The 24576-nt window shown below is 72.1% G+C and carries 24 protein-coding genes; 16 read left to right on the top strand and 8 right to left on the bottom strand.

Annotated features, from left to right (window positions below):
- Window positions 1-61: 61 nt before the first annotated feature.
- Together ACFYO9_RS24015 and ACFYO9_RS24010 are read right to left on the bottom strand one after the other, a co-directional pair.
- Window positions 62-274 carry a DUF397 domain-containing protein gene (locus tag ACFYO9_RS24015; RefSeq protein WP_358777926.1) on the bottom strand — a complete coding sequence of 71 codons (213 nt, stop codon included), beginning with the start codon at window positions 272-274 and terminating at the stop codon, window positions 62-64.
- Window positions 271-1101: a helix-turn-helix transcriptional regulator gene (locus ACFYO9_RS24010; protein WP_358777927.1), complete on the bottom strand. Its 831-nt coding sequence runs from the start codon at window positions 1099-1101 to the stop codon at window positions 271-273. The genes ACFYO9_RS24015 and ACFYO9_RS24010 overlap by 4 nt, the downstream gene beginning before the upstream one ends.
- A 334-nt stretch (window positions 1102-1435) precedes the next feature.
- On the opposite strand from ACFYO9_RS24010, the gene ACFYO9_RS24005 reads away from it, so the two are divergent.
- The 3 genes from ACFYO9_RS24005 to ACFYO9_RS23995 all read left to right on the top strand — a co-directional run bounded on the left by ACFYO9_RS24005 (window position 1436) and on the right by ACFYO9_RS23995 (window position 3355).
- A complete protein-coding gene (locus tag ACFYO9_RS24005; protein WP_388666547.1) occupies window positions 1436-1702 on the top strand; it encodes a hypothetical protein in 267 nt (88 codons plus the stop codon).
- Entirely contained in the window at window positions 1699-1911 is a 213-nt protein-coding gene (locus ACFYO9_RS24000; protein ID WP_358777928.1) for a hypothetical protein, read from the top strand. Before ACFYO9_RS24005 ends, ACFYO9_RS24000 begins: the two co-directional genes overlap by 4 nt.
- Window positions 1912-2236: 325 nt before the next feature.
- Window positions 2237-3355: a methyltransferase domain-containing protein gene (locus ACFYO9_RS23995; RefSeq protein WP_358777932.1), complete on the top strand. Its 1119-nt coding sequence runs from the start codon at window positions 2237-2239 to the stop codon at window positions 3353-3355.
- Window positions 3356-3484: 129 nt separating this feature from the next.
- Here the strand turns inward: ACFYO9_RS23995 and ACFYO9_RS23990 are convergent, their stop codons facing one another.
- On the bottom strand, window positions 3485-4435 hold the full coding sequence (locus tag ACFYO9_RS23990) for a ScbA/BarX family gamma-butyrolactone biosynthesis protein (protein WP_358777929.1): 951 nt from the start codon (window positions 4433-4435) through the stop codon (window positions 3485-3487).
- Between the two features lie 120 nt (window positions 4436-4555).
- On the opposite strand from ACFYO9_RS23990, the gene ACFYO9_RS23985 reads away from it, so the two are divergent.
- The 3 genes from ACFYO9_RS23985 (at window position 4556) to glpX (ending at window position 7361) form a co-directional block, all read left to right on the top strand.
- Complete coding sequence (locus ACFYO9_RS23985; protein WP_355812496.1) at window positions 4556-5185, top strand: ScbR family autoregulator-binding transcription factor; 630 nt, start codon at window positions 4556-4558, stop codon at window positions 5183-5185.
- Between the two features lie 118 nt (window positions 5186-5303).
- Entirely contained in the window at window positions 5304-6002 is a 699-nt protein-coding gene (locus ACFYO9_RS23980) for an HAD family hydrolase (protein ID WP_355812499.1), read from the top strand.
- A 333-nt stretch (window positions 6003-6335) separates the two neighbouring features.
- A complete protein-coding gene (gene glpX, locus ACFYO9_RS23975) occupies window positions 6336-7361 on the top strand; it encodes a class II fructose-bisphosphatase (RefSeq protein WP_355812653.1) in 1026 nt (341 codons plus the stop codon).
- 40 nt (window positions 7362-7401) lie between these two features.
- On the opposite strand, the gene ACFYO9_RS23970 is transcribed toward glpX, so the two are convergent.
- Entirely contained in the window at window positions 7402-8667 is a 1266-nt protein-coding gene (locus tag ACFYO9_RS23970; protein ID WP_358779015.1) for a transposase, read from the bottom strand.
- A gap of 231 nt (window positions 8668-8898) precedes the next feature.
- On the opposite strand from ACFYO9_RS23970, the gene ACFYO9_RS23965 reads away from it, so the two are divergent.
- The 5 genes from ACFYO9_RS23965 (at window position 8899) to ACFYO9_RS23945 (ending at window position 14297) form a co-directional block, all read left to right on the top strand.
- Window positions 8899-9564: a helix-turn-helix domain-containing protein gene (locus ACFYO9_RS23965; RefSeq protein WP_355812505.1), complete on the top strand. Its 666-nt coding sequence runs from the start codon at window positions 8899-8901 to the stop codon at window positions 9562-9564.
- Window positions 9565-9647: 83 nt separating this feature from the next.
- Window positions 9648-10940 (top strand): sulfotransferase, encoded by a 1293-nt coding sequence (locus tag ACFYO9_RS23960; protein ID WP_358779014.1) that lies wholly within the window; start codon window positions 9648-9650, stop codon window positions 10938-10940.
- A gap of 180 nt (window positions 10941-11120) precedes the next feature.
- Complete coding sequence (locus ACFYO9_RS23955; RefSeq protein ID WP_388666592.1) at window positions 11121-12410, top strand: MFS transporter; 1290 nt, start codon at window positions 11121-11123, stop codon at window positions 12408-12410.
- Between the two features lie 54 nt (window positions 12411-12464).
- Entirely contained in the window at window positions 12465-13649 is a 1185-nt protein-coding gene (locus ACFYO9_RS23950; RefSeq protein WP_358779012.1) for an acyltransferase, read from the top strand.
- A 198-nt stretch (window positions 13650-13847) separates the two neighbouring features.
- On the top strand, window positions 13848-14297 hold the full coding sequence (locus ACFYO9_RS23945; protein WP_358779011.1) for a MarR family transcriptional regulator: 450 nt from the start codon (window positions 13848-13850) through the stop codon (window positions 14295-14297).
- A gap of 86 nt (window positions 14298-14383) precedes the next feature.
- Here the strand turns inward: ACFYO9_RS23945 and ACFYO9_RS23940 are convergent, their stop codons facing one another.
- The 4 genes from ACFYO9_RS23940 to ACFYO9_RS23925 form a co-directional block, all read right to left on the bottom strand.
- A complete protein-coding gene (locus ACFYO9_RS23940) occupies window positions 14384-15187 on the bottom strand; it encodes an alpha/beta hydrolase (RefSeq protein WP_358711198.1) in 804 nt (267 codons plus the stop codon).
- 114 nt (window positions 15188-15301) lie between these two features.
- Complete coding sequence (locus tag ACFYO9_RS23935; protein WP_358779010.1) at window positions 15302-16942, bottom strand: FAD-binding protein; 1641 nt, start codon at window positions 16940-16942, stop codon at window positions 15302-15304.
- Window positions 16943-17253: 311 nt separating this feature from the next.
- Window positions 17254-18576 carry an MFS transporter gene (locus ACFYO9_RS23930; protein WP_358779009.1) on the bottom strand — a complete coding sequence of 441 codons (1323 nt, stop codon included), beginning with the start codon at window positions 18574-18576 and terminating at the stop codon, window positions 17254-17256.
- Window positions 18577-18669: 93 nt separating this feature from the next.
- Window positions 18670-19581, bottom strand: coding sequence for an NADP-dependent oxidoreductase (locus ACFYO9_RS23925; protein ID WP_355812529.1), 912 nt, complete (start codon window positions 19579-19581; stop codon window positions 18670-18672).
- Window positions 19582-19783: 202 nt separating this feature from the next.
- Between ACFYO9_RS23925 and ACFYO9_RS23920 the strand changes: the two genes are divergently transcribed.
- From ACFYO9_RS23920 to ACFYO9_RS23900, 5 genes are all read left to right on the top strand, one after another.
- Window positions 19784-21079 (top strand): sedoheptulose 7-phosphate cyclase, encoded by a 1296-nt coding sequence (locus ACFYO9_RS23920; RefSeq protein WP_358779008.1) that lies wholly within the window; start codon window positions 19784-19786, stop codon window positions 21077-21079.
- Entirely contained in the window at window positions 21072-21953 is an 882-nt protein-coding gene (locus ACFYO9_RS23915) for a cupin domain-containing protein (protein ID WP_358779007.1), read from the top strand. The genes ACFYO9_RS23920 and ACFYO9_RS23915 overlap by 8 nt, the downstream gene beginning before the upstream one ends.
- Window positions 21950-22447, top strand: coding sequence for a hypothetical protein (locus ACFYO9_RS23910; RefSeq protein ID WP_358779006.1), 498 nt, complete (start codon window positions 21950-21952; stop codon window positions 22445-22447). Before ACFYO9_RS23915 ends, ACFYO9_RS23910 begins: the two co-directional genes overlap by 4 nt.
- 16 nt (window positions 22448-22463) lie before the next feature.
- Window positions 22464-23561 (top strand): alcohol dehydrogenase catalytic domain-containing protein, encoded by a 1098-nt coding sequence (locus tag ACFYO9_RS23905; RefSeq protein ID WP_355812538.1) that lies wholly within the window; start codon window positions 22464-22466, stop codon window positions 23559-23561.
- A 114-nt stretch (window positions 23562-23675) separates the two neighbouring features.
- Window positions 23676-24461 (top strand): SDR family oxidoreductase, encoded by a 786-nt coding sequence (locus ACFYO9_RS23900; RefSeq protein ID WP_358779005.1) that lies wholly within the window; start codon window positions 23676-23678, stop codon window positions 24459-24461.
- Window positions 24462-24576 lie beyond the last annotated feature (115 nt).

Genomic DNA, 24576 nt, shown 5'->3' with positions numbered 1-24576 from the left:
GCCCCGCCGATCCGAAGGGGGTGGAGTGGCGGGGCTCTGGTCGGGCGTGCGGGTCGGCTGGTCAGCCGTGTGACGTGGCGAAGGCGACCAGTCCGGCGAAGCCTTCGGCGGTCAGGTTGAGGGTCGGTCCGTTTGGGTCCTTGCTGTCACGGACCAGGAACTCACCCGTGGCACGGGCGTATTCGGGGGCCCACTCAATGCACTGGCCGCCGTTTCCGTCGCTGTACGTGCTCTTGACCCACTGGTCAGGCTGGGGGCCGTGCGTCTTGCTCATCTGGCGTACTCCTCCGCGATCTCACGAACCAGAGCCACGGACTCTTCGGGGTCGCGTGCGGATGCCCGCAGACGCTCAAACGTCGCACGTCCGTGGTTCACCGATTGCGCGGAGTCCGTCACGTGCCCCTGACCCATGGCCTCTGTGTACAGGACTGTTGCCCCGTCGTCTGGTGTAAGCAGCGTAAAGGGTGTACCCGACGCGGGGGCACCCGTCTGGGAGCGAAGAACTTGAAGCGTGACGTGGGGGTTTCCAGCGTCAGAGGCAAGCTGTAGAAGCTGCTCCGCCATCACGGCCCGGCTGCCCACCACGGTGCGCAACGTCGCTTCGTGAAGAATCTCCCACAGCAGGGGTGGGGCTTCCCGCTCCAAGACCTCACGCCGGGCCAACCGGGCTTCAACCCTGGTCTTGATCTGTTCGGCAGTCTCGTACGGGAAGGTCGCCCGGAACGTGGCTTCCGCGTACGCCCACGTCTGCAACATGCCCATGATCAGAGCGTTGGAGTAGTCCTCAACGCGGCTGGCTTGCTTCTCCAGGTTGATGTACGGGACGAACCAGCCGGGGTGTCCACGCTCGCTGATCCTCACCAGTAGCCGGGCGAAGTACCCCGAGGTGTTGAAGAAGCGGTCGCAGCCTCCGGCGAAGGCCGGGGACGGCATGGCCTTGCCGTTCTTGACCTTGCTCACGTACGGCTCTTTGTAGCCCGTGAAGTCTGCTAGCTCTCGCTGGCTGGCCCCCTTGTGGATCAGGGCTTCCTCAAGTTCCCGCCCGAACCACTCAAGGCCGTTGGCGGGTTCGCTGCGCCGATCGGGTGACGGTTCGGTCATGTGTCCAACTCCCCACTTTTCCAAGCATGTTGGAAAGGCTCCAGACCTGTTGAGCGTACGCCTGTCGGGTCACTGTGGGTGTAGTTCCGGTTACACCGCACTACGACGCACGAAGGAACCGAGCAATGGACCAGGCACCGCAGAGCCCCCAGCCCACGGACGAGGTGGATGAGCTGGCCGCGCTGATAGAGGCGGGCGGGTTCTGGCGGCTGGCCCCGGAGTGGGTACCGCGTACCGGCTACGCAGAGCCAACACGGGACGTGCTCAAGGATGTTGAGGCTGGACTACGAAGGCGGTCGGAACGGTGAACGCTCAGCCTAGAGCGAAGAACCCCGTGGCCGACCCGCCGCGAAGCGTGAAGCGCAAGCCTGCCTTTTCCGGGCCGGAAGCAATCGTGGTGGGCTCGGTCGTCTTTGATCGCGACTACGAAATGCCCGGCAGGGTGCGACTGGTGGACGCGCCGTTTATCGAGCTTGACCGCCCAACTGGTCTTGCTTGGCGCGTGCACTACCGCAGGGTTCGCCCGGCAACTGAGTGGGAGCAACGGCAATTGGTGGCCGTCGGCAGGCTGCATAGGCAGCGGAAGAAGGGCAGGGCATGAGCACGAAGACGCGACCCGAGGAAACGGTGGAGTGGGCGGCGGGCACGGTCGGAGAGGACGTGATGACCGTGCACAAGCTCACCGGTCCGCTGGACGACCCGCGCCGCACGGCTGAGCTCAAGACTGTGTGCGGGGCCGGTAGGACCGGCGACGAGAAAGACGTATGGGCCCGCGTCGTGAACTGCCCGCGCTGCCTCGCCACCCCATGACTCCCGCCCCTGCCGGACGTGCCGAATTCGAGGCTCCCCCGTACTCGGGTCGGATTCCTGGCAGGGGTGGGGTCAAGCCCGTTCGGTTGCTTGCGTGACGGTCGGCAGCCGAATGGTTCAAGAGAAGCACTACGAAAGGAAACCAGTGATCAGGATCTATGAGGCCAACGGCGGAGACGGATTGCCCGGCGAGCCTGCCCCGCCGCCCCCGCCGCCGACCCCGGACGGCGGTCCCGGCGTTCCCAACCCGCCGAAGGCCGCCTGACCAGTGGCCGCCAACGCACACCAGGAGCGCCCCAGCCGTACTGAGCTGGGGCGCGTCCTCATGTCTGGGGGCGCACTGTCTTCGGACTGGGCCCCCTCGTTCGATGCGGTTCCCCGTGCCTCATTTCTGCCGGATCTCATCTGGCCGTTCGACATGAAGACGGGGCAGAGCGTTCCCGTGTCAAGGTCGGAAGACCCGGAACTCTGGTACGGGTACGCAGACTCCGACGTTCCCGTTGTGACCCAATGGGACGACGGCAAGCACACCGGAACTGAACCAGGGGAGGTGTCAACGTCTTCGGCATCCATGCCGTCCGTCGTCTTCCGGATGCTCAGCGATCTGGACGTGAAGCCCGGCAACCGTGTCTTGGAAATCGGCACGGGCACCGGATGGAACGCCGCATTGCTGGCGCACCGGTTGAGGTCTGAGAACGTCGTCACCGTGGAACTCGATCCGGTCGTTGCCGCCGAAGCACGAACGGCTCTCAACCTCTTCGGGCTTGGAGTCCAGGTCATCAATCGGGACGGACTCAAGGGCTACCCGGAAGGCGGGAAGTACGACCGGATCATTGCCACGTGTGGCTTCCGGTCCATCCCGTTCGCATGGGTTGAGCAAAGCCGCCAAGGGGCGGTCATCGTGGTCCCGTGGGGGACTCACTATGGCAACGGGGACGCCGTGGCCCGGCTGGTCGTCGCTGACGACGGAGAGAGCGCCACAGGTCCCTTCACGGGACCGGTGGAGTTCATGAAGGCGCGAGCCCAGCGCCTTTCGGCTGTCGTGCACTCTGAATACGTCAGCGATGGCATGGCCGACCGTGACAAGTCGTCCACCGTGATCACGGAAGACGAATTCATGGGTGAGCAGTTCAGCCCCCAGCGGTTCGCCATGGGGCTCAAGGTCCGCGATTGCGTTCACGTCGTGGCCGACAAGCGGGACGACAAGCGGCCTGTGTGGTTCTACGGGCTCACCGACCACTCATGGGCTTGTGTCGTGTTCCGGGACGGAGACGAAGCACAGGTGTGGCAGTCCGGCCCCCGCCACCTGTGGGACGAAGTCGAGTCCGCTTACCGATGGTGGGGGAGGCAGGGCAAGCCGGGATACAAGCGGTTCGGGCTCACTGTCTCGGCGGCTGTTCAGCGCGCCTGGTTGGACGATCCCGCTGAGTCTTGGCCGGTCTGAACAGTTGACCCAGTGGCCCCGTCCACGCGTCGCCCCCTTGGCGTGCGGGCGGGGCTTCTGCACGTTGGCTGTGGCCTGGGGGCGGGCGCGCGACAACCTGTGGTCCGTTGGTTCACGCCCAGGCGTGGGTCACGCCGTGGCGTCCGCCATGGTCACGCGGCAGGAGAACGCCTCGATGTCCTCCTGCCGGGCGGTGACCGACACGCAGGGCCGCTCCCCCGGGTAGACGGCGGGTTCGACGCTCGCGGTGATCAGGCAGGGCGCGTCGAACTCGACGTAACGGAAGAACGCCGACTCGAAGCGGACCGGCAGTACGGCGCCCGCGCGGGCCCCCTGCACCGCGTGGGCCGCCTGCCGGGCGGCTTCGAGGAGCAGCATGCCCGGGGCGTGGTCGACGGGGTGGTCGAACAGGATGGGGTGCGCGTAGTCGACGTGCAGCAGCCACTGGTCCGGCGCCGCGGTGGGGCAGAGCACGACGTCGTCGGCGTGCTCCCGGTTGACCAGGGCGGGCGGGAGCACCGGGACCGCGCCGCCGAGCGGCATCGGGGCGACATCGCTCGACACCGTGCACCGCTCGCCGCGCAGCCTGCGGTAGATGGCGGGCGCGTGGCTGCTGAACCGGGTGTGCGCCGTGCCGAGGGGCAGGCCGTCCCGCAGGATCTCGATGACCATGGTGAGGGCCGTGAGCCGGCCCCCGCGCCGGGTGATGTCCTCGCAGGTGATGCGGAGTTCGACGTCCATCGGGGCGTCCCCGGCCCACAGCGCGCCGGGCGTGACCTCGTAGGTGAAGTGCTGCCAGATCAGGTGGTGGCCGAGCGGCACGTCGTAGAGGGCGTGCGAGATGAGCGGGATGCTCTGCCGAAGCGTCTCGGCGAGCAGCATCGGGTCGTGCCGCCCGGCGACGGGCGCGTAGAACGAGTGCGTGCGCGGCCACCGGGCGGTGACCGTCACGCGGTCCTCGCCCGCGGGCGCCCAGCCGGTGAGCAGTACTTCGGCACGAACCCGCTTGTGCGTGAACTCCTGCGGCACCGGCCGGAGTTGAGCCTGCGAAGTGCTGTGCGCATGCGAAACGAGAGTCATGGGTCCCCCCTGGGATGAATGACGTCGATGCCCGAACGAAGAGTGCGGGCTCTGGTGTCCCAGAACCATGACGCGTAAAGTAACGTGCGTTCTTTTTGTTTGTCGAGAGAGGCCGTCCGTATGCCGGAACCGAAGCAGGAGCGGGCCCAGAAAACGCGCGAGGAAATCCTTCGCGCCGCCGCTGAGGTCTTCGACGAGCGCGGGTACAGCGGCGCCAGCATGCGCGAGATCATGAACCGCGCCGGTGTGACGCTCGGAGCCGTCTACTTCCACTTCCCCAACAAGGAGGCGCTGGCTCTCGCCGTCATGCGGGCCCAGCCGGCGAGCATCGTGCCGGCCCTGAAGTCGGCGGGCCTGCAGCGCCTGGTGGACATCACCTTCGTGTGGGCGCACAAGCTGCAGACGGACCCGACCCTGCGCGCGGGCGTCCGGCTCACCAGCGAGCAGACGGGGTTCGGGCTCGACGACGCCACCCCGTACCGGGAGTGGGCCCGGATCATGGAGGAGTGCCTGGCCGACGGGCGCACGGCGGGCGAGGTCCGCGCGGACGTCGACGTCCGGGTGCTGGCCGAGTTCATCGTGTCCGCGTGTACGGGCCTGCAGGCCTACTCGCTGCTTGCCAGCGGCCGCGAGGACCTGCCGGAGCGGACCCGGGCGATGTGGCGGCTGCTCATGCCCGCCATCGCCACGGGCAGCGCCGCCGAGAGCATCGACGTGAGCGAGGACCGGGAGGCCGCGGTCAACGCCTGACGCGCGCCTCCGGCTGCCGCCGCACCCTCCTCGACCGTTGCCTTTCCTCGACCGTTGCATCCCTTTCCCCGACCGTTGCATCCATCGGTCCGACCGAACCGAAGCCAAGGACGTATCCATGCACCAGCCCTGCACCCACCTGCGTCTCGTGGCGCTCAACATCGACGGCGTGCTGCTCAACGACACGTTCAGCCCCGTCATCGGCAACTTCATCACCAGCCGCGGAGGCGTGTACGACGCGGAGACCGAGCGCCGCATCCTCTCCCAGCCGCGCCGCGTCGCGGGCGGCGAGATGGCCCGCGCGGCCGGCCTCGACGTGACGGGCGAACAGGCGCTGGAGATCTACTTCGAGGAGCGCGACCGCTACGTCGCCGATCACCCGGTGCGGCCCAACCCCGGTGCCGCGGAGCTGATCGAGCGGATACGGGGCCTCGGGCTCCCGGTGGTCTGTTACGGCGGTCTGAGCAAGTCCCACTTCGACACCCACCTCGGCACCTGGGCCCACCTCTTCGACGGCCCGGGTTACGTCTGCACCGACTCGTTCCGGCCGGGCATCAAGGAGATCGCCGTCGACGTCTTCGGTCTCCGCCCCGACCAGGTGCTGTTCGTGGACGACGTGGCCCGGGTCGCCGAGGCGGCCAAGGGGCTCGGCGTGCCGTTCGTCGGTCACCCCTGCAGTTTCCAGCGCACGTTCATGGAGGAGCTCGCGGTGCGGCACATCGTCGACTCGCTCGACGCGATCGACGAGGAGCTGGTGCGCACGCTCGACGCGGAGGCCGCGGCAGGCGCGATCTGGCCCGCGGTGACGCCGAGTTGAGGCCTTCGTCCGTCTCCTGACGGCCGGTCTTCGGCGGCCGGTCACCGCGTGGGGCCGGCCGGGGCGCACGAGGGGGGTGCCCCGGTCGGCCCGCGCACGGCGCGACGCGACGTGGCGCGGCACGGCACGGGGTGGCGGGACGAGGGACGCGTGATCCGCGGCCGATTCGTGTGCGGTGTGGGCGAGTTGCCAAAGGCGGCGGCGGTTCGGGCGCAAGGGCGTGGTGGGGCGGCGCGGCGCCAGTAACGTCCGGTCCGAAGCTGCCCGCCCCCCCGGATCCGGAAGGTCTCACCGGTGCCCCTGCTCACCTCTCCCGTCCCGACGTCCGCCCCGCTGATCTCCACGTCCTCCCCGCTGGCGGTGGCCGCGGCGGCTCCCGACCGCAACCTCGCCCTGGAGCTCGTCCGGGTCACCGAGGCCGCCGCGATGGCCGCGGGCCGCTGGGTCGGCCGCGGCGACAAGAACGGCGCGGACGGCGCCGCCGTGCGCGCCATGCGCACCCTCGTCTCCACCGTCTCCATGAACGGCGTCGTCGTCATCGGCGAAGGAGAAAAGGACGAGGCCCCGATGCTCTTCAACGGAGAGCGCATCGGCGACGGCACCGGCGCCGAGGTCGACATCGCCGTCGACCCCATCGACGGCACCACCCTCACCGCCAAGGGCCAGCCCAACGCCATCGCCGTCCTGGCCGCCGCCGACCGCAGCGCCATGTTCGACCCCTCCGCCGTCTTCTACATGGACAAACTCGTCACGGGCCCCGAAGCCGCCGACTACGTCGACATCAACGCACCCGCCTCCGTCAACATCCGCCGCGTCGCCAAGGCCAAGAACGTCGCCCCCGAGGACGTCACCGTCGTCGTGCTCGACCGGCCCCGGCACCAGGGCGTCATCGACGAGGTGCGCGCGACCGGCGCCCGCATCAAGCTCATATCGGACGGCGACGTCGCGGGCTCGGTCATGGCGGTGCGCGAGGGCAGCGGGGTCGACCTGCTCCTGGGCGTCGGCGGCACCCCGGAGGGAATCATCTCGGCCTGCGCCGTGAAGTGCCTGGGCGGCACCATCCAGGGCAAGCTGTGGCCGAGGGACGACGCGGAGCGCCAGCGGGCCATCGACGCCGGCCACGACCTGGACCGCACGCTCTTCACGGACGACCTGGTCAAGGGCGACAACGTCTTCTTCGTCGCCACCGGCATCACCGACGGCGAACTCCTGCGCGGCGTGCGCTACGGCGCCGAGAGCGCCACCACGGAGTCCCTGGTCATGCGCTCCCGCTCCCGCACGGTCCGCCGCATCGACTCCACGCACCGCCTTTCGAAGCTGCGCGCCTACAGCGCGATCGACTTCGACCGCGCGAGCTGAGCCGCCGTCATGTCCCGTATGCGCAGGGCGATGTACGTGCTCAAGCGATGTGCCGCCGCGGCGACAGTCCCGCCGCCCCCGCCGCCCCCGTCGCCCCTTCCGCCACGAGCAGCCGGTACGCGTACGCGGCGGACGCCAGCGTCATGTGGTGGTGCCAGCCGGGGTACGAGCGCCCCTCGAAGTCGCGCAGACCGTAGTTCTCCGTGAGGTCGGCGAGGGCGGCGACGGTGCCGGACTGCGCGCGCACCAGGGGCAGCAGGTCGTGCAGGGGCGGGTGGACCAGACTCGTGAGCCAGATCCGTCCGACGCCGTGCGCCCCGGGGCGCCGCCGGGCGAAGAGGCGGTAGACGCCGGGCGAGACACCGCGCCGCCCGGGCAGCCGCACCAGGGCGGACACCAGCCGGTCGGCCTGCGCCGGGACGTGCCGCAGCCCGGTCGCCGTGGCCGTCGCCCCCTTCGGGGCGAGCAGCTGCAGGAGCCGGCCCGCGGTGAGGGTCCCGTCGGGTGAGCCGGGCGCGGCCACCCGCCGGCCCTCCGCCACGACGCGCAGGCCGTGCGGCACGGCGATCAGGCAGTCGCGCCCGCGCGCGGTCAGCTCCGCGGCCAAGTGGGCCCCGGACGTGGGGTGGTGGCTCGTGTCGGCGACCACCGGCACCGGTTCGCGGCGGGAGAGCGGGGCGAGCGAGTCGACGAGGTGCAGGACGTGCTCTGTGGGGGAGCAGTGCCGCACGTCGTCGGGGACGCGCGTCCGCGCCCGCAGCTCGTCGTCCTCGTGCCACTCCTTGGGGAGCCGCAGCCGCCAGTCGACGGGCACGTGCGCGGAGTCCGACGAAAGGAACAGGCCTATTCCCACCTGGCAGTTGACGGTACGCCCGGTGCTGCGCTCGAACCTCTGGTGCACGCCGCAGGAGTGGCTGCCGCGCTTGGGCAGCACCGCGACGCCGACGGTCCAGGCCCGCACCGGGGTGCGGCTCTCGGCGAGCCGCAGCAGTTCGTGGCGGGCCGGATCCCAGTCCCAGGGGCTGGCGTTGGCGAACTGGTGCAGCGACTGGGCGGCCGTCGGCCCGGCGTGCAGCTGCGCCGCGAGGCGCCGCACCGACTTCCGGCCGGGCGTGGTGAGCAGCCCCAGTACGTAGGCCGCGGCCCAGCGCCGCTGATCCGCGCGGCGCAGATGACCGAAGACGGTCTCCGCGTACGAGGTGATCGACGTGTCGGCGATCAGCTCGGGCAGCCGGTGGTCCCACACCCCGGCGGCCCGATCCAGGCCGCGCGGTGCGAGCAGCCGGTGTTCCTGGAGCTCTGTCATGGCATTCCCTCCCCGTGATGGCGCCCGACACGGACAAGAATAGAGAACGTTCGTTTTCTTTTGAACCCCCGGGGGCAGACGGCCGCTACTTGGCCAAGTCGGCGCGCCCGGAAAGCGCGGGGGTCGACTTTCGGAAGTCGGCGTTGTCGGGGGCGCGCCCAGTGCCCACAGTGGCTGTGGCGTGCAGGACCGGAGCCGGTCAGGAGGCTCCGGGGAACAGGGAAGGGCGCGATGGTGAAGCAGGAACGGGCCGCGAGAACCAGGGAGGCCCTGGTCCGCGCGGCGGCCCGCGAGTTCGAGCGCACGGGGTACGAGGGCACGTCCCTGGGCCGCGTCGCCCGCACCGCGGGCATCTCGGTCGGTGCGCTCACCTTCCACTTCGCCTCCAAGGCGGGGCTCGCCCTCGCGGTGCGGACCCGCGGGGACGCCGCCGTCCGTGCCTGCGCGGCGCAGGCGGGCCGGAGCACGGCGCCGCCGCTCGACACCGTGGTCGGGCTCACCCTCGCCCTGGCGCGGCTGCTCGAAGAGGACGAAGTGGTGCGGGCGGCGGTCCGGCTGTGGCGGGAGCTGCCCGAGGGCGACGGCTCGTGGTCCGCGCTCTGGCGGCCCACGGTGACCGAGACCCTGGCCCGCGCGGACCGGGGCGGACTGGGCCCCGCGGTCGGCGCGGGCGACGTGGTGCTCCTCGCCGAATACCTCCTGGCGGGCGCGGAGTCCCGCCTCTCCGGGCGGCCGCACGGACCGCGGGACGAGAGCGAGGACGAGGGCGCGGAACGGGACGAGGGCGTGGAGCGGGACGAGGGCGTGGAGGGGGACGGCGGCGTGGAGCGGCACCTCTCCCGCCTCTGGGCGCTCGCCCTGCCGGGTCTCTGCGGAGGTCCCGTCAACCGCCCCTGAACGTACGGCGAACACAGACATCCAAGACCCGGCGGGCGAGTGCGCGCGGCGGCCGGTCCGGCACGTATCGGGAAGGTGGGACGGTGAGCAGACGGAGTGAACCTGCGGTCCTCGCACGCGAGTCGGCCGTCCCCTGGGACGGACCCGGGGGCGGCCCCGCGTGGGGAAGAGGCGGTGCCCAGTCGGGCCGAACGCGTACGCCCGGCGAGCGCGCGGCGTACGGGCGTACGGGCGGGCCCGGCCACGACGACGTGCTCGCGGTGGACGACCTCCTGGAGCGCGTACGGGAGGACGGCGAGGCGGACGCCGGCGGACTGCGCTTCCTGCCCGCCCTCGACCGGCTCGTGCACTCCCTCGACACCGAGGCCGACCTGCACGCGGAGGGCCGCGCGGCCGCCCGCTCCGAGCTGATGTCGGCCCTCCAGAAGCAGCAGCAGCTGATCCGGCTGCTGCGGGACAGACCCGAGATCGCGCTGAACGACATCCAGGCCCCGCTCTTCGTCACCGGCCTCCCGGGCAGCGGCGCGGCGCTGCTGCACAACGCCCTCGCGGAGCACCCCGGCCTCGACGCGCCGACCCTGGCGGAACTGCACGACCCCGCGGGCCGCGCCACCACCCTGCGCCGGCGCCGCGCGGCCCTCGACCGGGCGGCGCACCTCGTACGGGGCCCGGTGCGGGCCACCGCGGGGCGCGGCTCCGGGCTGCTCATCGGCCCGACCCGGCCCGGCGGCTGCCACCGGCTCCTTGGCAACGCGTTCCACGGCATGACGGCGGCGCTCTCCTGGCGGGTGCCCGGTTACGCCGCCTGGCTGGAGTCGGCGGACACCACGGAGGCGTACGCGTTCCACCGCGCCCAGCTCCAGGCCGTCACCTGGCGGATCCCGGCCTCCAGGCTCGTGCTGCGCGACTCCTTCCACGCCCGCCACCTGGGGCAGCTCCTTCGGGTCTACCCGGACGCCAAGGTGGTCCAGGTGCACCGCGATCCGGCGGACACCGTCGCCGCGTGCGCGGGCATCGCGACCGCCCTGCGCGGCCGGACGGCCCGGCAGGTGCGGGCCGTCGGACCGGAGTGGGCCGACCGCGTCGAGCGCCACCTGGTGGCCGCCGAGCGGGCCCGGCTCGACGTGCCGCGGGGACGTCTGCTCGACCTGAACTTCGCCGACCTGGTGGCGGACCCGGCCGGGCAGGTGCGCGCCGTGCTCGCCTTCGCGGGCGTCACCGCGACACCGATGTTCGACCGCGTCGTGTCGACGTTCGTCGACGGAACGGCCCGCGAGGCGCGCCGCGCCCGTTTCTTCCAGCCCGCCGAATTCGGCCTCTCCCGCCGGGAGTTGACCAGCCGGTTCGCCCTGTACCGGGCGCGGTACGGGGTGTGAGGAGCCCGTGGGCCCGAGCGGCGGACCCGAGAAGCAGACCTGAGAAGCAGCCCTGAGAAGCAGACCCAAGAAAGCGAGTGCCGTTCGGTGACCGTGGAAATTGACCAGGCGACGCGACCGCCCCTGCGGGAGCCGGACCCGCCCCGGGAGCCCGCCCCGCCCCAGGAACCCGAACCGGCCATCCCCGCCTGGAGGTTGGCTCTCACCGTCGGCGTCGTCGCCCTGGGCGGGCTGCTCTTCGGCTTCGACACCGGCGTCATCTCGGGAGCCCTGCTGTTCCTCAAGGAGGACTTCCACCTGACGTCTTTCCAGGAGGGAGCGGTGATCTCGTCGCTGCTCCTCGGCGCGGCGGCCGGCGCCCTGTGGAGCGGCGGGCCCGCCGACCGCTGGGGGCGGCGCAGGACGCTCATCGTCGTCGCCGCCACCTTCACCCTCGGGCTCGCCCTCGCCACCCTGGCCGCCGACTTCTGGACCCTGGTGGCCGCGCGGGTGATCCTCGGCCTCGCCGTGGGCTCCGCGTCCTCGCTCGTCCCGCTCTATCTGGCCGAGGTGGCGCCGCCCCGGCTGCGCGGCCGCCTCATCACGGTGAACCAGATCCTGCTCACCGCGGGCATCCTCGTCTCGTACCTGATCAACCTCTGGTTCGCCGGGGACGCCAACTGGCGCGCGATGTTCGGCGCGGGCCTCGTCCCGTCCGTCCTGATGCTGGTCGGTCTCTTCTTCGTGCCGGAGAGCCCCGTGTGGCTGCGGCGGCGAAGGCGCGGCGAGGAGACGGTGCGCGAACGGGGCGAGAGCCGCGGCGCCTTGCGCACGATGCTGGCCGAGCCGGTCGTGCGGCGCGCGCTGCTCATCGGCGTCACGATCGGAGCGGTGCAGCAGTTCGCGGGGATCAACACGATCATCTACTACGCCCCCAGCATCATGCAGCGGGCCGGTCTGCCCGCCACGAACTCGATCATGTACTCCGTCGCCATCGGCGTGGCCAACCTGCTCATGACCGTCGCGGCGATCCCGCTGGTCGACCGGGCGGGCCGCAAGCCGCTGCTCGTCCTCTCCCTGGTGGGCATGGCGGCGGCGCTCATCCCGCTCGGCTGCGCCCTGAACGGGGCGTTCGGCGGGGCCTCGCACGGCGTCAGCCTGGTCTCCATGGGGCTCTACGTGTCCGCCTTCGCGGTCGGCATCGGCCCGGTCTTCTGGATCCTCGCCGCGGAGATCTTCCCGCCCGCCGTACGCGCCAGGGGCGTTGCGCTGTGCGTGCTCGTCAACTGGTCCGCCAACTTCGTCGTGGGCCAGCTCTTCCTGCCCGCGGCCGACCGGTTCGGCGAGGCCGCCGTCTTCTGGTGCTTCGCCGCGGTCTGCCTCGGTGCGCTGGTCTTCGTGGTCCGCGCGGTGCCCGAGACGAAGAACCGCTCGTTCGAGGCGATCCAGCGGGACCTGGCGGCGGGTGCGGGCGCGACACAACAGGTCTAGTCCTTGCACCAGAATGCATTTTCCTCCCCCACGCACTCACTCACGGAGGTCTTCATGGCGACAAGCGTCGCGCCCCTCGGCAGTACGGCCCCCGCGCCGGCCCCTACGCCGGCCCCCGAGCCGGCCGCCCGACCCGCCGGCTTCGCCCGGCTCCCCTCGCTGACCGGACTGCGCTTCATCGCCGCGGTCATGGTCTTCCTCTTCCACGCGTCCCTGACGACGGAGCCGCCCCTGAACCCCTTCAGCGGCGACGTCTCGGACTTCTTCCACGCCGCCGCCAGCAAGACGGGGTGGATGGGCGTCACCTTCTTCTTCCTGCTCAGCGGCTTCGTACTGACGTACTCGGCGCGCCCGAACGACACCCCGCGCGGATTCTGGCGGCGCCGCCTGGTCAAGCTCTACCCGAGCCACGTGGCCGGCTGGATCGGGGCGATGGTGCTGTTCGCCGCCGCGACCGCCACCTGGCAGCAGTGGCTGCCCAACCTGCTCCTGCTGCAGACCTGGATCCCGGACTACCACACCTACCTGAGCATCAACCCGCCGAGCTGGTCGCTCTCCTGCGAGGTCTTCTTCTACCTCTGCTTCCCGCTGCTGCACCGGTGGATCTCGGCGATCCGGCCCGAGCGGCTGTGGGCGTGGGCCGCCGGCCTGGTCGTCACGATCACCGCGATCCCGGCCCTCGGCTACCTCCTGCTGCCCGACGGCACCATGTCCAACGGCTTCCCGGTCTCCGAGATCCAGTACTGGGCCGTCTACATGCTGCCGCCGGTGCGCACCCTCGACTTCGTCCTCGGCATCGTCATGGCGCGCATCCTCATGACCGGCCGCTGGATCAACCTGGGGCTGCTGCCCGCCTGCGCCCTCGTCGTCGTGGGCTACGCCGTCGCCAACGCCACGCCCTGGCTCTTCGGGCTCAACGCGGCGGCGCTCATCCCCTTCGCGCTGCTCATCCCCGCCGTCGCCACCACCGACCTGCGCGGCGGCCGCTCGCCCTTCCGGGGCCGCGTCATGGTGTGGCTCGGTGAGGTGTCGTTCGCCTTCTACATCGTCCACAACGTCCTTCTGGTGTACGTGCGTTCGCTGATCGGCGAGACGCGTCTGTTCGGCTTCGCCGGGGGCATGGGCGTCATGGCCCTGTACTTCGTGGTGTGCCTGGGCTTCGCGTGGCTGCTGCACAAGGGCGTCGAGATGCCGATGATGCGCCGGTTCGCCAAGCCCCGCGCTGCGCGGCGCGCATAGCGGCGACGAGAGCCGGCGCACCCCGAACGAGGGTGCGCCGGCTCTTCCGTGTGTCCACATGCTGGCCACCGCCGCACCCCTTGACCTATGCTTGCAAAGGCAAGTAATTCACTGCTGTGACGACACCGTGGGGCGGCGAGCCGCTTCCAAGGGGGCCGGGGTCCGGGCGCAGGCGAGAACGGGACGGTGAAGGACGGCATGGCGACTGCCGCGCGCGGACGGCTCAACGGCGAACTCGAACTGTGGAGGCAGCTGCTGCTCCTGGTGAACGGGGTGAGCACGACTCTCGACAAGAAACTGCAGCGCCAACACGGCGTGACCGCATCGGAGTTCACGGCCCTCTCGGTCCTCGGGCGCGGCGCGCTGCGCATGCAGGAGCTCGCCGACTCGGTGGGGTCGAGCCAGTCCACGATGAGCCGTCTGGTCACCCGCCTGGAGAACGAGGACCTCGTGGCCCGTACGGTCGGCGAGGAGGACCGGCGGGTGATGTTCGCCCACCTCACCGCCGAGGGCAAGAAGCTGGTCGCCCAGGCGCAGGGCACGTTCGCCAAGGAGCTGTCGCTCGCCCTCGACCTGGCCTCCTTCGAGCCCGAGACGGCGTCCCTGGTCAACCGGCTCCGGCACGCCCCGGCGCCCCCGGCCCGGTAGCGGCGGCACGCGACGGAGCCCGGTGGGGGCGGCTCTCGCCGCCCCCACCGGGCTCTGTACGGAAGTGGCTCCCCAGGGCAGTCGGCTCAGGCCGCCTCGGCCTCGCCCTTCGCGTCGTCCTCCTCGATGAACTCACGGACCAGCTCGGCCAGTTCGGCCGGCTTCTCGAAGACCGCGAAGTGGCCCGCGTCGAGCTCGGCGTACCGGCTGCCCTTGATCGCCGCGTGCAGCGCCCGCGAGTGCGCGACCGGGATCATGTTGTCGTGGGTGGCGCCGATCACCAGGGTCGGTGCGGTGATCCTCGGCAGGATCTCGGTGATGTCGAGCTCCAGGTTGAGCGCGATCTGCCGGCCGATGCCCGCGGGGACGCCACCCGAGACCATCTCCTCGACGCCCGCGACGCCGAACGAGTTCACCTGCGCCGTGGTCCAGCCGTTGAGCTGCAGGAACCGGCCGAAGGTCTCGTGGTCGAGCTGGTCGAGGCGGTGCCACAGGTCGAAGTAGAGCTGCTGGCGCGCGTCGTTCTTGATCCAGCCGGTGAGCAGCACGAGGCGCCGCACCTTCGCCGGGTGCGCGGCCGCGTAGGCGGCGACGGCGAGGGCGCCCTGCGACCAGCCCACCAGGTCCACCGGGCCCTCGGCGCCGCTGTCCTCGATCGCCGCGTCGATCTGGGCGACGAGCAGGTCGAGGGTGAGCGGGCCGCCCTCGTCCTCGGTGGCGCCGCTGCCCGAGTAGTTGGGGACGACGACGGTGCGGCGGTCCTGGAAGGTGTCGCGCAGGTTGTCGAACGTCCCCGCGTCGCCGCCGGTGCCGTGGACCAGGACGAGGCCGGGACCGGTGCCGGTCTCGAAGTACTCCACCTTGGAGCCGTGCGTCGAAGCGAAAGGCATCGCTTTCTCCTTGCTGTCGTGTCGCTGTCGTGCGGGAGGGGGAGGCCGCGCCGGGCGGTGCCGGCGCGGCGCCGCGGTCCGGTGCGGGGACCGCGGAGATCAGGGGGGGCCGGGTCAGCCCGAGGCGGGCTCGACGGACTGCGCGTGCCGGAGGATGCCGCGGGGGTCCCAGTCGGCCTTCACCCGTTGCAGACGCGGGTAGTTGTCCTTGTAGTAGAGCGAGTGCCAGGGCGTCTTGGAGGTGTTGAGCGCCGGGTCGCCGAGGTCGGTGTCGGCGTAGTTGACGAAGCAGCCGTCGTTGACCCGGCCGGGTGCGGGGACGCCGCCGGAGGCCCCGTAGACGTCGCGGTAGAACTCGCGGACCCACGCCAGGTGGCGCGCGTCCTCCGCGGCGTCCTGCCAGAACGCCAGGTACTGCAGCTTGAGCACCGAGTCCCGCTGCGCCACCGCGGTGGCGTCCGGCGCGACGGCGTTGACGCGGCCGCCGTACCCCGCGATCAGCAGCAGCGCCGCCGGGTTGGTGTAGTCGGTGCGGGTCAAGTGGTGGTACGCGGCGGAGAGTTGGTCGTCCGGGAAGGTCGCGCGCATGTACGCGGACTTGTCCTCGAAGCGGAGCGTCGGGTCGCCGCCGGCGAACCCCGGCCACTTGGTGGCGTGCAGGAACGGCAGCCGCTGTGTGCTGACGTGGGCCTTGACCGGCACCCCGGCGCCGACCGCGGCGACGAAGGCGTCCAGGTCGGCCCGCGCGCCGGAGCGGGTGGCGTCGAGCTGCGTCACCATCGTGATCGCGCCCGCCGACCGGTGCGCGGCCTTGAGCTGGCTGAACAGGTCCAGGTGGGCGGCGTCGGGCCCGCCGTGGGCGACGAACCAGTCCGCGTAGTTCTTCACCAGGCGCTTGAACCCGGTCTGCGTCAGGCCGTCCCAGGACCAGGTGACGGTGCTGGTCAGCAGCTCCGCCGGGGGCCGTGGCAGCAGATGGGCGGGGTCGGAGCCGGTGGCGCCCGGGGTGCGCAGGAGGTACTTGGTGACGATGCCGAAGTTGCCGCCGCCGCCCCCGGTGTGCGCCCACCACAGGTCGCGCAGGCGGGCGTCGGCGGAGTCCCGGGTCGCGACGACCTTGCGTACCGTCTTGTCCTTGTCGACCGTCACGACCTCGACGCCGTACAGGTGGTCGACGGTGAGCCCGAACAGCCGGGACAGCGCGCCGTAGCCGCCGCCGACGATGTGCCCGCCGGCCGCGACCGACGGGCAGGAGCCGCCGGGCAGGGTGACCCCCCACTGCTTGAACAGGGTGCAGTAGAGGTCGGACAGCCAGGCGCCGGGCTCCACCACGAAGACCCGCAGGCCGGCGTCGTAGGTCACCGCCGTCAGCTGCGACAGGTCGATGAGGACCTTGATGTCGGAGCTGGTGGTGAAGTTCTCGTAGCAGTGGCCGCCGCTGCGCACCGCCACCCGCTTGCCCGCGGTGACGGCCTCCTTGACGGCGTCGACGACCTGGTCCGCGCTGGAGACCAGGCGCACGTAGTCGGGGCTGCCCACCCAGCGCTGGTTGGTGCCGCGGATCAGCTCCGGGTAGCGGATGTCGTCGGGCCGCACGGTGACCGCAGCGGGCGCCGCGGACGCGGTGCGGGCGGCGTCGGCCCGGGCGGGCGCGGCGGCCTGGGCGAGGCCGGCGGCGGGCACGGCCGCGCCCAGGGCCACGCCGCCCGCCACGGCGGAACGCCGCAGGACCTTGCGCCGGGTGAGCTCACTCATCAGTGCTACTCCAGAAGAAGTCGGGTGCCGCGGGTGGTTGCCGCGGCGGGTCGGGCGACCCGTGACCGCGCACCGTCGGCCGGTGGTGGGGGCTGACCGTCGGTGGCGCCGGGCGGTGTGTCGTCGGCCGGTGGTGGTGTTGGCGGTGCGTCGTCGGCCGGTGGTGCTGTCAGCCGGTGGTGCCCGTTGGTCGGGGTGGCGTCAGGTGGTGCGCCGCTGGCTGGTGGTGGCGTCAGGCGGAGGTCGCGTCGGCCGTTGCGGCCCCAGCCGGTGATGCCGTCAGCCGGTGGCGCCCTCGGCCGGTGGTGGGGTCAGTCCGTGGTGGCGTCGGCGGTGGCGTGCACCGGCGGGTTCGGGGTGGTTGCGGGCACGGCCCCCTGTGGGGCGGTGGCGGGCTCGGCCCGGTTCGGGGCGCCGGCCGGCCCGGCCCTGTGCGGGGTGGTGGTGGGATCGGTCGCCGTGGCCGTCGAGGCCCCCGTGGCGGCCCCCGCGCGCCGGTCCTTGGTGAGCTCGCGGGCGGCGACGGCCGTCGCGAGCCAGGACAGCAGCGCCGACGCGGCGATGACCGCCCGCAACCCCAGGTCGAGGCCGAGGAGTTGGCCGCCGAACCAGGCGCCGAAGGCGATGCCGATGTTGAACGCGCCGATGTTGATGGCGATGGCGAGGGTGGGCGCGCCGCCCCCGGCCGCCGTCAGGATGCGGGCCTGCAGGCCCGGCATCACCGCGAAGTAGGCGGCGCCGAAGACGACGAGGAGGACGAGCAGCAGCCAGGGTGTCCGGCCGCCGAGCGCCATCAGGGCGAGGTCGGCGCCGAGCACCGCGAGGACGCCGACGAGGGACGGCATCAGCGCCCGGTCGGCGAGCTTGCCGCCGATGAGGTTGCCGATGAGGGAGCCGCAGCCGACGAGCAGCAGCAGCCAGCTGACCGTCGATGCGTCGAAGCCGCCCATCGAGGTGAGGATCGGGTTCACGAAGGTGTACGCGGTGAAGACGCCGGCCATCGCGAGAGCGGTGATGAGGATGGCGATCTGCACCTGGGGATTGCGCAGCACCCGCAGCTCGTCGACGGCCCCGCCGGCCACCGGCACCGGCGCCACGGGCGGCCGCCAGGCCACCAGGGCGAGGGCGAGCAGGCTCAGCCCGGCGATGCTCCAGAAGGCGGACCGCCAGCCCAGGTGCTCCTCCAGGAGGACGCCGAGCGGCACGCCGAGGACGGTGGCGAGGTTGAGGCCGACGGCGACCCGCGACACGGCCGTGGCCTCCTTGCCCTTCTCCGCGAGGGAGCCCGCGACGACGATGCAGACCGCGAACAGCGTGCAGTGGGTGATCGCCGAGAGGACGCGGGCGGCCATCAGGACCGCGTAGCCGGGGGCCAGGGCCGCGAGGACGTTGCTCGCGGTGAACAGGCCCATCAGGCCGAGCAGCAGGGGAGTGCGCGGCACCCGGCTGCTGGCCAGGGTGACGAGCGGGCCGAGGACCACGACGCCGAGCGCGTACGCCGTCACGAGCAGGCCCGCGTCGGACAGGGAGACGTCCAGGTCACCGGCGATGGCGGGCAGCACACCGGCGACGACCAGCTCCGCGCTTCCGACGCTGAAGACGCAGAGCATCAAGGGGAAGAGGGCAAACGGCATGGCTGTTCCAAGTCACGGGTCGGGGCACGGGCACGGGGCACGGGGCACGGGGCACGGGCGCGGGGCGCGGGGTGCGTCAGGAGGGGTGCCGGGTCAGTCCCACGGCGAGATCAGGAGCTTGCCGCGCGAGCCGCCCGCGGCCAGGCGCCGGTGCGCCTCGCCCACCTCGGCCAGCGGGAAGACGGCCGCCACCCGCAGGGTGAGCACCCCCTCGTCCACCAGGCCGGATAGCTCTTCCAGGCGTCGGCCGTCCTGCTCCACGAACGACATGCGTACGTCGATGCCGCGCTCGGCGACGGGCGGCGCGGTCGGCACGATGGAGACGGCGCGGCCACCGTCCCGCACACCGGCGACGGCGCCGGGCAGCCCCGCGGTCTCCAGGAGCGCGTCGGCGGCGCCGGGCGGCACCGGGCGCTCGTCGGAGTACGTCTCGTCGGCGCCGAGCGCGCGCAGCAGGAGGGCGTCGTCGGGCCGCCCGAAGGCGAGCACCTTCAGGCCCCGGGCCACGGCCAGTTGGACGGCGAACCCGCCCACGGCCCCGCTCGCGCCGGTGATGAGCACGGTGCCGCCCGCGGGCGGGTCGAGGACGCCGAGTGCCTGGTGGGCGGTGAGCCCGGCCAGCGGAAGGGCGGCCGCGTCCCGGAGTTCCGCGGTGCGCGGGGCCTTCGCGGCGAGGCCGGCGTCGAGCGCGACGTACTGCGCGTGCGTGCCGACACCGGTGGCCATCTGGGCCGACATGGCGACGACCCGGTCGCCTGCGGTGAACCGGTCGACGCCGGGGCCGCACTCCTCGACGACGCCGGAGAGGTCCCAGCCGAGGGTCATCGGGAAGCCGTGGCCGATGTTGCCGGCCGCCGCGCCCGAGCGGACCTCGAGGTCGACCGGGTTGACGGCCGAGGCCGCGACGCGGACCAGGATCTGGCCGGGCTCGGGCGTGGGGCGGGGCAGGTCGGACACGGTCAGCAGTTCGGGGCCCCCGTACTGGGGGAGGGTGCTGGCACGCACGCGGGTTCCTCCTGGAGATATGTGAATACGGCAGAACGTAGCAGTCGTTCGGTTCTCATATCCCGCCCGGAAGAGGCACGCGTTCCTACTTCGCCAAGTCCCGTAAATGACCGCCCGGCCTTGCAGGTGAATGCTTGAGAATGCATAGATTAAGCCGCTCTCCACAACCGAGAGGCTCTCTCCGAACCAGTTGAGGTGATCCGTGTCCGGGAACAATTCGGCACTTCTGGGCCGTCCCAGCGAGCGCGCCCAGGCCGCCGAGTACGGTGCGGCCGGCTCCGTCGGTGACGCAGTGGCGGCTCAGCCCAGCGCGGGGCTGTACGCCTACAGCGAGCGCGTCGACGCGTGGGTGGTCCGTACCGCCAAGCCCGTCAGCTACGAAGTACGCGTCGCCGACGGCCTGTTCGACTTCGAGCGGACCGACCTGCTGGAGCCGGCCGCGGCCCCCGGCAAGCGCCTGCGCCGGTTCGTGGTGCTCGACTCCGACGTCGACCTGCTGCACGGCAACCGCATCCGCGCCTACTTCGACTACCACGACGTCGAGCACGTCATCTGTGTCGTCCCCGCGGATGAGACCGTCAAGAGCTTCGAGACCGCGGCGCGCATCGTCGAGGAGCTGGACGCCTTCGGCGTGGACCGGCGCCGGGAGCCCCTCATCGTCATCGGCGGCGGCGTCCTCATGGACATCGTCGGCCTGGCGAGCAGCCTCTACCGCCGCGGCACCCCCTTCATCCGCGTCCCCACCACGCTGATCGGCCTGGTCGACGCGGGCGTGGGCGCCAAGACCGGGGTGAACTTCAACGGGCACAAGAACCGGCTCGGCACCTACTTCCCCGCCGACCTCACCCTCCTCGACCGCACCTTCCTCGCCACGCTCGACCGGCGCCACATCGGCAACGGCATGGCGGAGATCCTCAAGATCGCCCTGATCAAGGACGCGCGCCTCTTCGACGTCCTGGAGCAGTACGGTCCGCAGCTCCTCAACGAGAAGTTCCAGGGCGAGAGCGAGGCGGGCGAGGACGCCGCGCGCGAGGTCGTGCGCCGCGCCATCCAGGGCATGCTCGAAGAGCTCCAGCCCAACCTGTGGGAGGCCAAGCTGGAGCGCTCGGTCGACTACGGGCACACCTTCAGCCCGACCGTCGAGATGAGCGCCCTGCCCGCGCTGCTGCACGGCGAGGCGGTCTGCGTCGACATGGCGCTCACCACCGTCCTCGCCCGGCGCCGCGGCCTCATCGGCGACGCCGACGCCGAGCGCGTCCACGACGTGATGCGCGCCCTCGAACTGCCCGTCTGGGACGACCTGTTGGACCAGCCGGAGCTTCTCACGGCCGCGCTGCGCGACACCGTCCGCCACCGCGACGGACAGCAGCGACTGCCGCTCCCGGTGGGCATCGGCGACGCCACCTTCGTCAACGACCTCACCGAGCAGGAGCTCCTGGACGCGGTGGCCGAGCTGCGCGTCGCGGGCCGACGCGTCGGGGGTCCGCAGCATGTCTGAGACCGCGTACGCACCGGCCCCCGGGGCGGTGACGCACGACGCGGCGGCCGGCGGCACCCTCGCCACCACCCCCGCCGCCCGCACCTCCGCCGCCCGCACCCCCGCCACCCGCACCCTCGGCGGCGAGGTGATCGTCGGTGACGTCGGCGGCCCCGCCCACATCCACGGCGTGCACGGCACCACCGGCGTGACCCGCTGGAAGGCGCTCGCCTCCGGCGCGGACCTGCGCGGCGGCTGGGAGGCCGTCGAGTGGGCGTGCGTCCCGCCGGGCGGCGTCAGCGGCGAGCACCGGCACACCCGGACCGAGGAGATCTACTTCATCCTCTCCGGGACCGGCGAGATCTACCTGGACGGCACCGCCCACCCGATCGCGCCCGGCACGCTCCTGCTCACCGGCCTCGGCACCGTCCACGGCCTGCGCAACACCGGCGACCGCGATCTGGCCTGGCTGGTCATCGAGATGCGCTCGCCCCGCTTCATTGAGGCGCTCGGCGCGACCGCCCCCGCCTCCGCCGCCACACCCACGTCCACCACGGAGGAGCCCCCGGTGCCCACCGCACGCCTGCACGACCTGCGAGCCGAGCGCTCCGTCTCCCCCGCCGGCGTCTTCACCGGACCGCTGCGCACCCTCGCCCTGGAGACGGTCGACGCCTCCGGCACCGTCGAGCTGGCGGCCGACGGGCGCGAGCACATGGTGTTCGTGCTCTCCGGCACCGGCTGGGTCGAGAACGGCAGCGACACCGCGGAGCTCCACCCCGGCACGGCCGTGACCCTTCCGCAGGGCACCCGCGCCCGCATCGGCGCGGACCGCGGACACGGCCTGGAGCTGTTCCACGCCCAGGTCGCCGTCGCGTCGCCGGAGTCCGCGCAGTGATCGTCAGCGCGCCCTCCGCGCCCTCCCGGCTGCTGCGTTCCACCGCGCCCGAGAGCGGCGAAGCCGGCCGCACCTGGCGCTGCCTCGCCCGCCGCGGCATGTTGCACAGCGAGTGCGAGTCCTTCGAGCAGATCTGGCTGTCGCCCGGCGCCACCTGGGCGCACGAGCCTGCCCACGGCACCGAGGCCGCGCTGTACGCGGTCGCCGGGTCGGCGTCGGTGCACACGGACCCGGCGCCCGACCGTGCCGAGCGGGTGCCCGAGCGTGCCGAGCGGGCACCCGAGCGTGCCGGGCGCGTGCTCGACGCCGGTGGCGCGCTGCTCGTCGAGGCGCGGGCCGCGGTGCGGGTGACCGCGGGGGCCGAGGGGCTCGAACTCCTCGCCGTACGCGTGCTGCCCGCCGATGTCAGCTCCCGGCTCCCGGTGCGCGTACCGGAGTTGCCCTCGCGCGAGCAGACCCCGATTTTCCGCCCGCCGACCGACGACGGGCGCTGACCGAGGAGCGGTTACGTTGGCTGAACACCACGAAAAGGTGCTGCCACCCACGGACGACCTGCTGTGCGGCCGCTGGCCGAACGGCTCCATGAGCGCCGCGGCGATCATGGACACCAACAAGGTCGGCCAGGTCGAGGTGGAGATACCGGGCCCCGAGCTCGGCTACGTTCTGGTGGCCCCCACGACGGTCGGCATCTGCGGCACCGACCTCGAACTCCTGCACGGCACGGCCAGTTACGTGCGGGACGGCAGGGCCACGATGCCCCACGTGTTCGGCCACGAGTGGGTCGGGCGTGTGGTGGCGATCGCCGGGAACTGCCAGTACTCACGGCAGCTGCAGATCGGCGACCGGGTCGTCGGGCAGACCATGCTCTCCTGCGGGGGCTGCCGCGCCTGCCAGCGCGGCCGCCGCAACGAGTGCTCGCAGCTGAAGGAGGTCGGCCTCTACGGACAGCAGGGCGCGGCGGCGGAGTTCATCCGGCTCCCCGCCCAGTCCCTGACCAAGGTCCCGCCGGGCGTCGACGACTTCGCCGCGGCGCTCGCGGAACCCGCGGTGACGGTGCTCGCGGCGCTCGACAAGGTCGGGGTCTTCCCCGGCGAGCGCGTCCTCGTCTTCGGCACCGGCACCATGGGCCTGCTCGCCGTGCAGATGGCCCGCCGGGTCGCCGGCACGGTCGACGTGGTCGGGATCGACGACGCGGGCATCGGCGCCGCGCTGCGGATGGGGGCGGAGCACGCGTTCCTGCCGGGTGAGGCGCGTGACGGCGAGTACGACGTCGTCATCGAGGCGTCCGGCGCGGTGCCGGCCCTCCTGGAGGCGCTGCGCGTCGCGGACGTCGGCGGCCGGATCGCCGCGGTCGGCGTGCCGAGCGACCCGCTGCCGGCCGTCGACGCCTCCGAACTGGTGCTGCGCGGCGTGACGATGACCGGTGTACGGCACGGCCTCGACTACTACGAGCGGGCGCTGCGGCTCTTCGCCGAGGGCGTCCTCTCGGCCAAGGGCATGATCGCCGACGTCTTCGAGCTCGCCGACGTCGACCAGGCCTTCGAACTCCTCGAGAGGGGGCGTCGGGCCGCACCCAAGGTGGCCCTGTCACTGACCCCTCGCCCCTGAGAAGGAGGTGGTCGGACCCCGCCCCTGACACCCCTCCCCCGGCGTCAGGGGCGCCCACCACCCCCCTTCCCGCACCCCAGCACTCCCTCCCCCTCCCACCAGAAAGGGCCCCTCATGAATCGCCCCATCGCCGTTGTCACCGGCGCCAGTTCGGGTATCGGCGCCGCCGTGGCCGAGGCGCTCGCCGCGGCCGGCTGTGACCTCGTCGTCGGCTACGGGCGGCAGGCGGCCGCCGCCAAGGAGATCGCGGACGGCCTCGCCGTGCGGCACGGCGTACGGGCCGGGACTCTTGGCCTCGACCTGACCGACCCGACCGCCGCTGGCGAGGCCCTGCGGGACTGCGTCGACGCCTTCGGCGGCATCGACGTGCTGGTCAACAACGCGGGCCTGAACCGGCGCGCGACGGTCGTCGAGGAGACCCTGGAGGAGTGGCGGCGGATCCTCGACGTCAACCTGACGAGCCCGTTCCGGCTGAGCCAGGTCGCCGCGGAGCGGATGATCGCGCAGGGCCGCGGTGGCCGCATCATCAACATCACCAGCATCCACGAGCACATCCCGATCGGGGAGGGCAGCACGTACTGCGCCGCCAAGGGCGGTCTGGGCGCGCTGACCAAGGCGATGGCGCTGGACCTGGCCGCGCACGGCATCACGGTCAACGCGGTGGCGCCCGGCGAGACCGCCACCCCCATGAACAACGTCCCGGCCGGCCTGGACGCCGCGGAGATCGCCCGCCCCGCCATCCCCGCGGGCCGCCCCGGCCGCCCGGACGAGGTCGCCGCCCTGGTCGCCTACCTGGCGTCCCCCGCGGCCGCGTACACCACCGGCACGTCCACCCTGATCGACGGCGGCATGGCGCTCTCCGCCGCGGTCGCCAACGCCGCCCACGCCGGCACGGTCTGATCCCGGGCCCACCCGGTCCGCCCTCTTGAACCTCGGCCACCCGGCCCGCCCCCTTGGGCCTCGGCCGCGGGCCCCGGGGGGGGGCACGGCCTCGGCCATCGGGCCGGGCGAGTCC

Source organism: Streptomyces sp. NPDC005863, assembly GCF_042871345.1.
Classification (GTDB): domain Bacteria; phylum Actinomycetota; class Actinomycetes; order Streptomycetales; family Streptomycetaceae; genus Streptomyces.
The sequence above is the reverse complement of the archived record's forward strand: the minus strand, read 5'-3'. Positions and strand labels throughout refer to the sequence as shown.

Coding starts and splice junctions, on each gene's coding strand:
- ACFYO9_RS24015 (WP_358777926.1), bottom strand. CDS start 274: ATGAGCAAGACGCACGGCCCCCAGCCTGACCAGTGGGTCAAGAGCACG.
- ACFYO9_RS24010 (WP_358777927.1), bottom strand. CDS start 1,101: ATGACCGAACCGTCACCCGATCGGCGCAGCGAACCCGCCAACGGCCTT.
- ACFYO9_RS24000 (WP_358777928.1), top strand. CDS start 1,699: ATGAGCACGAAGACGCGACCCGAGGAAACGGTGGAGTGGGCGGCGGGC.
- ACFYO9_RS23995 (WP_358777932.1), top strand. CDS start 2,237: ATGTCTGGGGGCGCACTGTCTTCGGACTGGGCCCCCTCGTTCGATGCG.
- ACFYO9_RS23990 (WP_358777929.1), bottom strand. CDS start 4,435: ATGACTCTCGTTTCGCATGCGCACAGCACTTCGCAGGCTCAACTCCGG.
- ACFYO9_RS23985 (WP_355812496.1), top strand. CDS start 4,556: ATGCCGGAACCGAAGCAGGAGCGGGCCCAGAAAACGCGCGAGGAAATC.
- ACFYO9_RS23980 (WP_355812499.1), top strand. CDS start 5,304: ATGCACCAGCCCTGCACCCACCTGCGTCTCGTGGCGCTCAACATCGAC.
- ACFYO9_RS23970 (WP_358779015.1), bottom strand. CDS start 8,667: ATGACAGAGCTCCAGGAACACCGGCTGCTCGCACCGCGCGGCCTGGAT.
- ACFYO9_RS23965 (WP_355812505.1), top strand. CDS start 8,899: ATGGTGAAGCAGGAACGGGCCGCGAGAACCAGGGAGGCCCTGGTCCGC.
- ACFYO9_RS23950 (WP_358779012.1), top strand. CDS start 12,465: ATGGCGACAAGCGTCGCGCCCCTCGGCAGTACGGCCCCCGCGCCGGCC.
- ACFYO9_RS23945 (WP_358779011.1), top strand. CDS start 13,848: ATGGCGACTGCCGCGCGCGGACGGCTCAACGGCGAACTCGAACTGTGG.
- ACFYO9_RS23940 (WP_358711198.1), bottom strand. CDS start 15,187: ATGCCTTTCGCTTCGACGCACGGCTCCAAGGTGGAGTACTTCGAGACC.
- ACFYO9_RS23935 (WP_358779010.1), bottom strand. CDS start 16,942: ATGAGTGAGCTCACCCGGCGCAAGGTCCTGCGGCGTTCCGCCGTGGCG.
- ACFYO9_RS23930 (WP_358779009.1), bottom strand. CDS start 18,576: ATGCCGTTTGCCCTCTTCCCCTTGATGCTCTGCGTCTTCAGCGTCGGA.
- ACFYO9_RS23915 (WP_358779007.1), top strand. CDS start 21,072: ATGTCTGAGACCGCGTACGCACCGGCCCCCGGGGCGGTGACGCACGAC.
- ACFYO9_RS23900 (WP_358779005.1), top strand. CDS start 23,676: ATGAATCGCCCCATCGCCGTTGTCACCGGCGCCAGTTCGGGTATCGGC.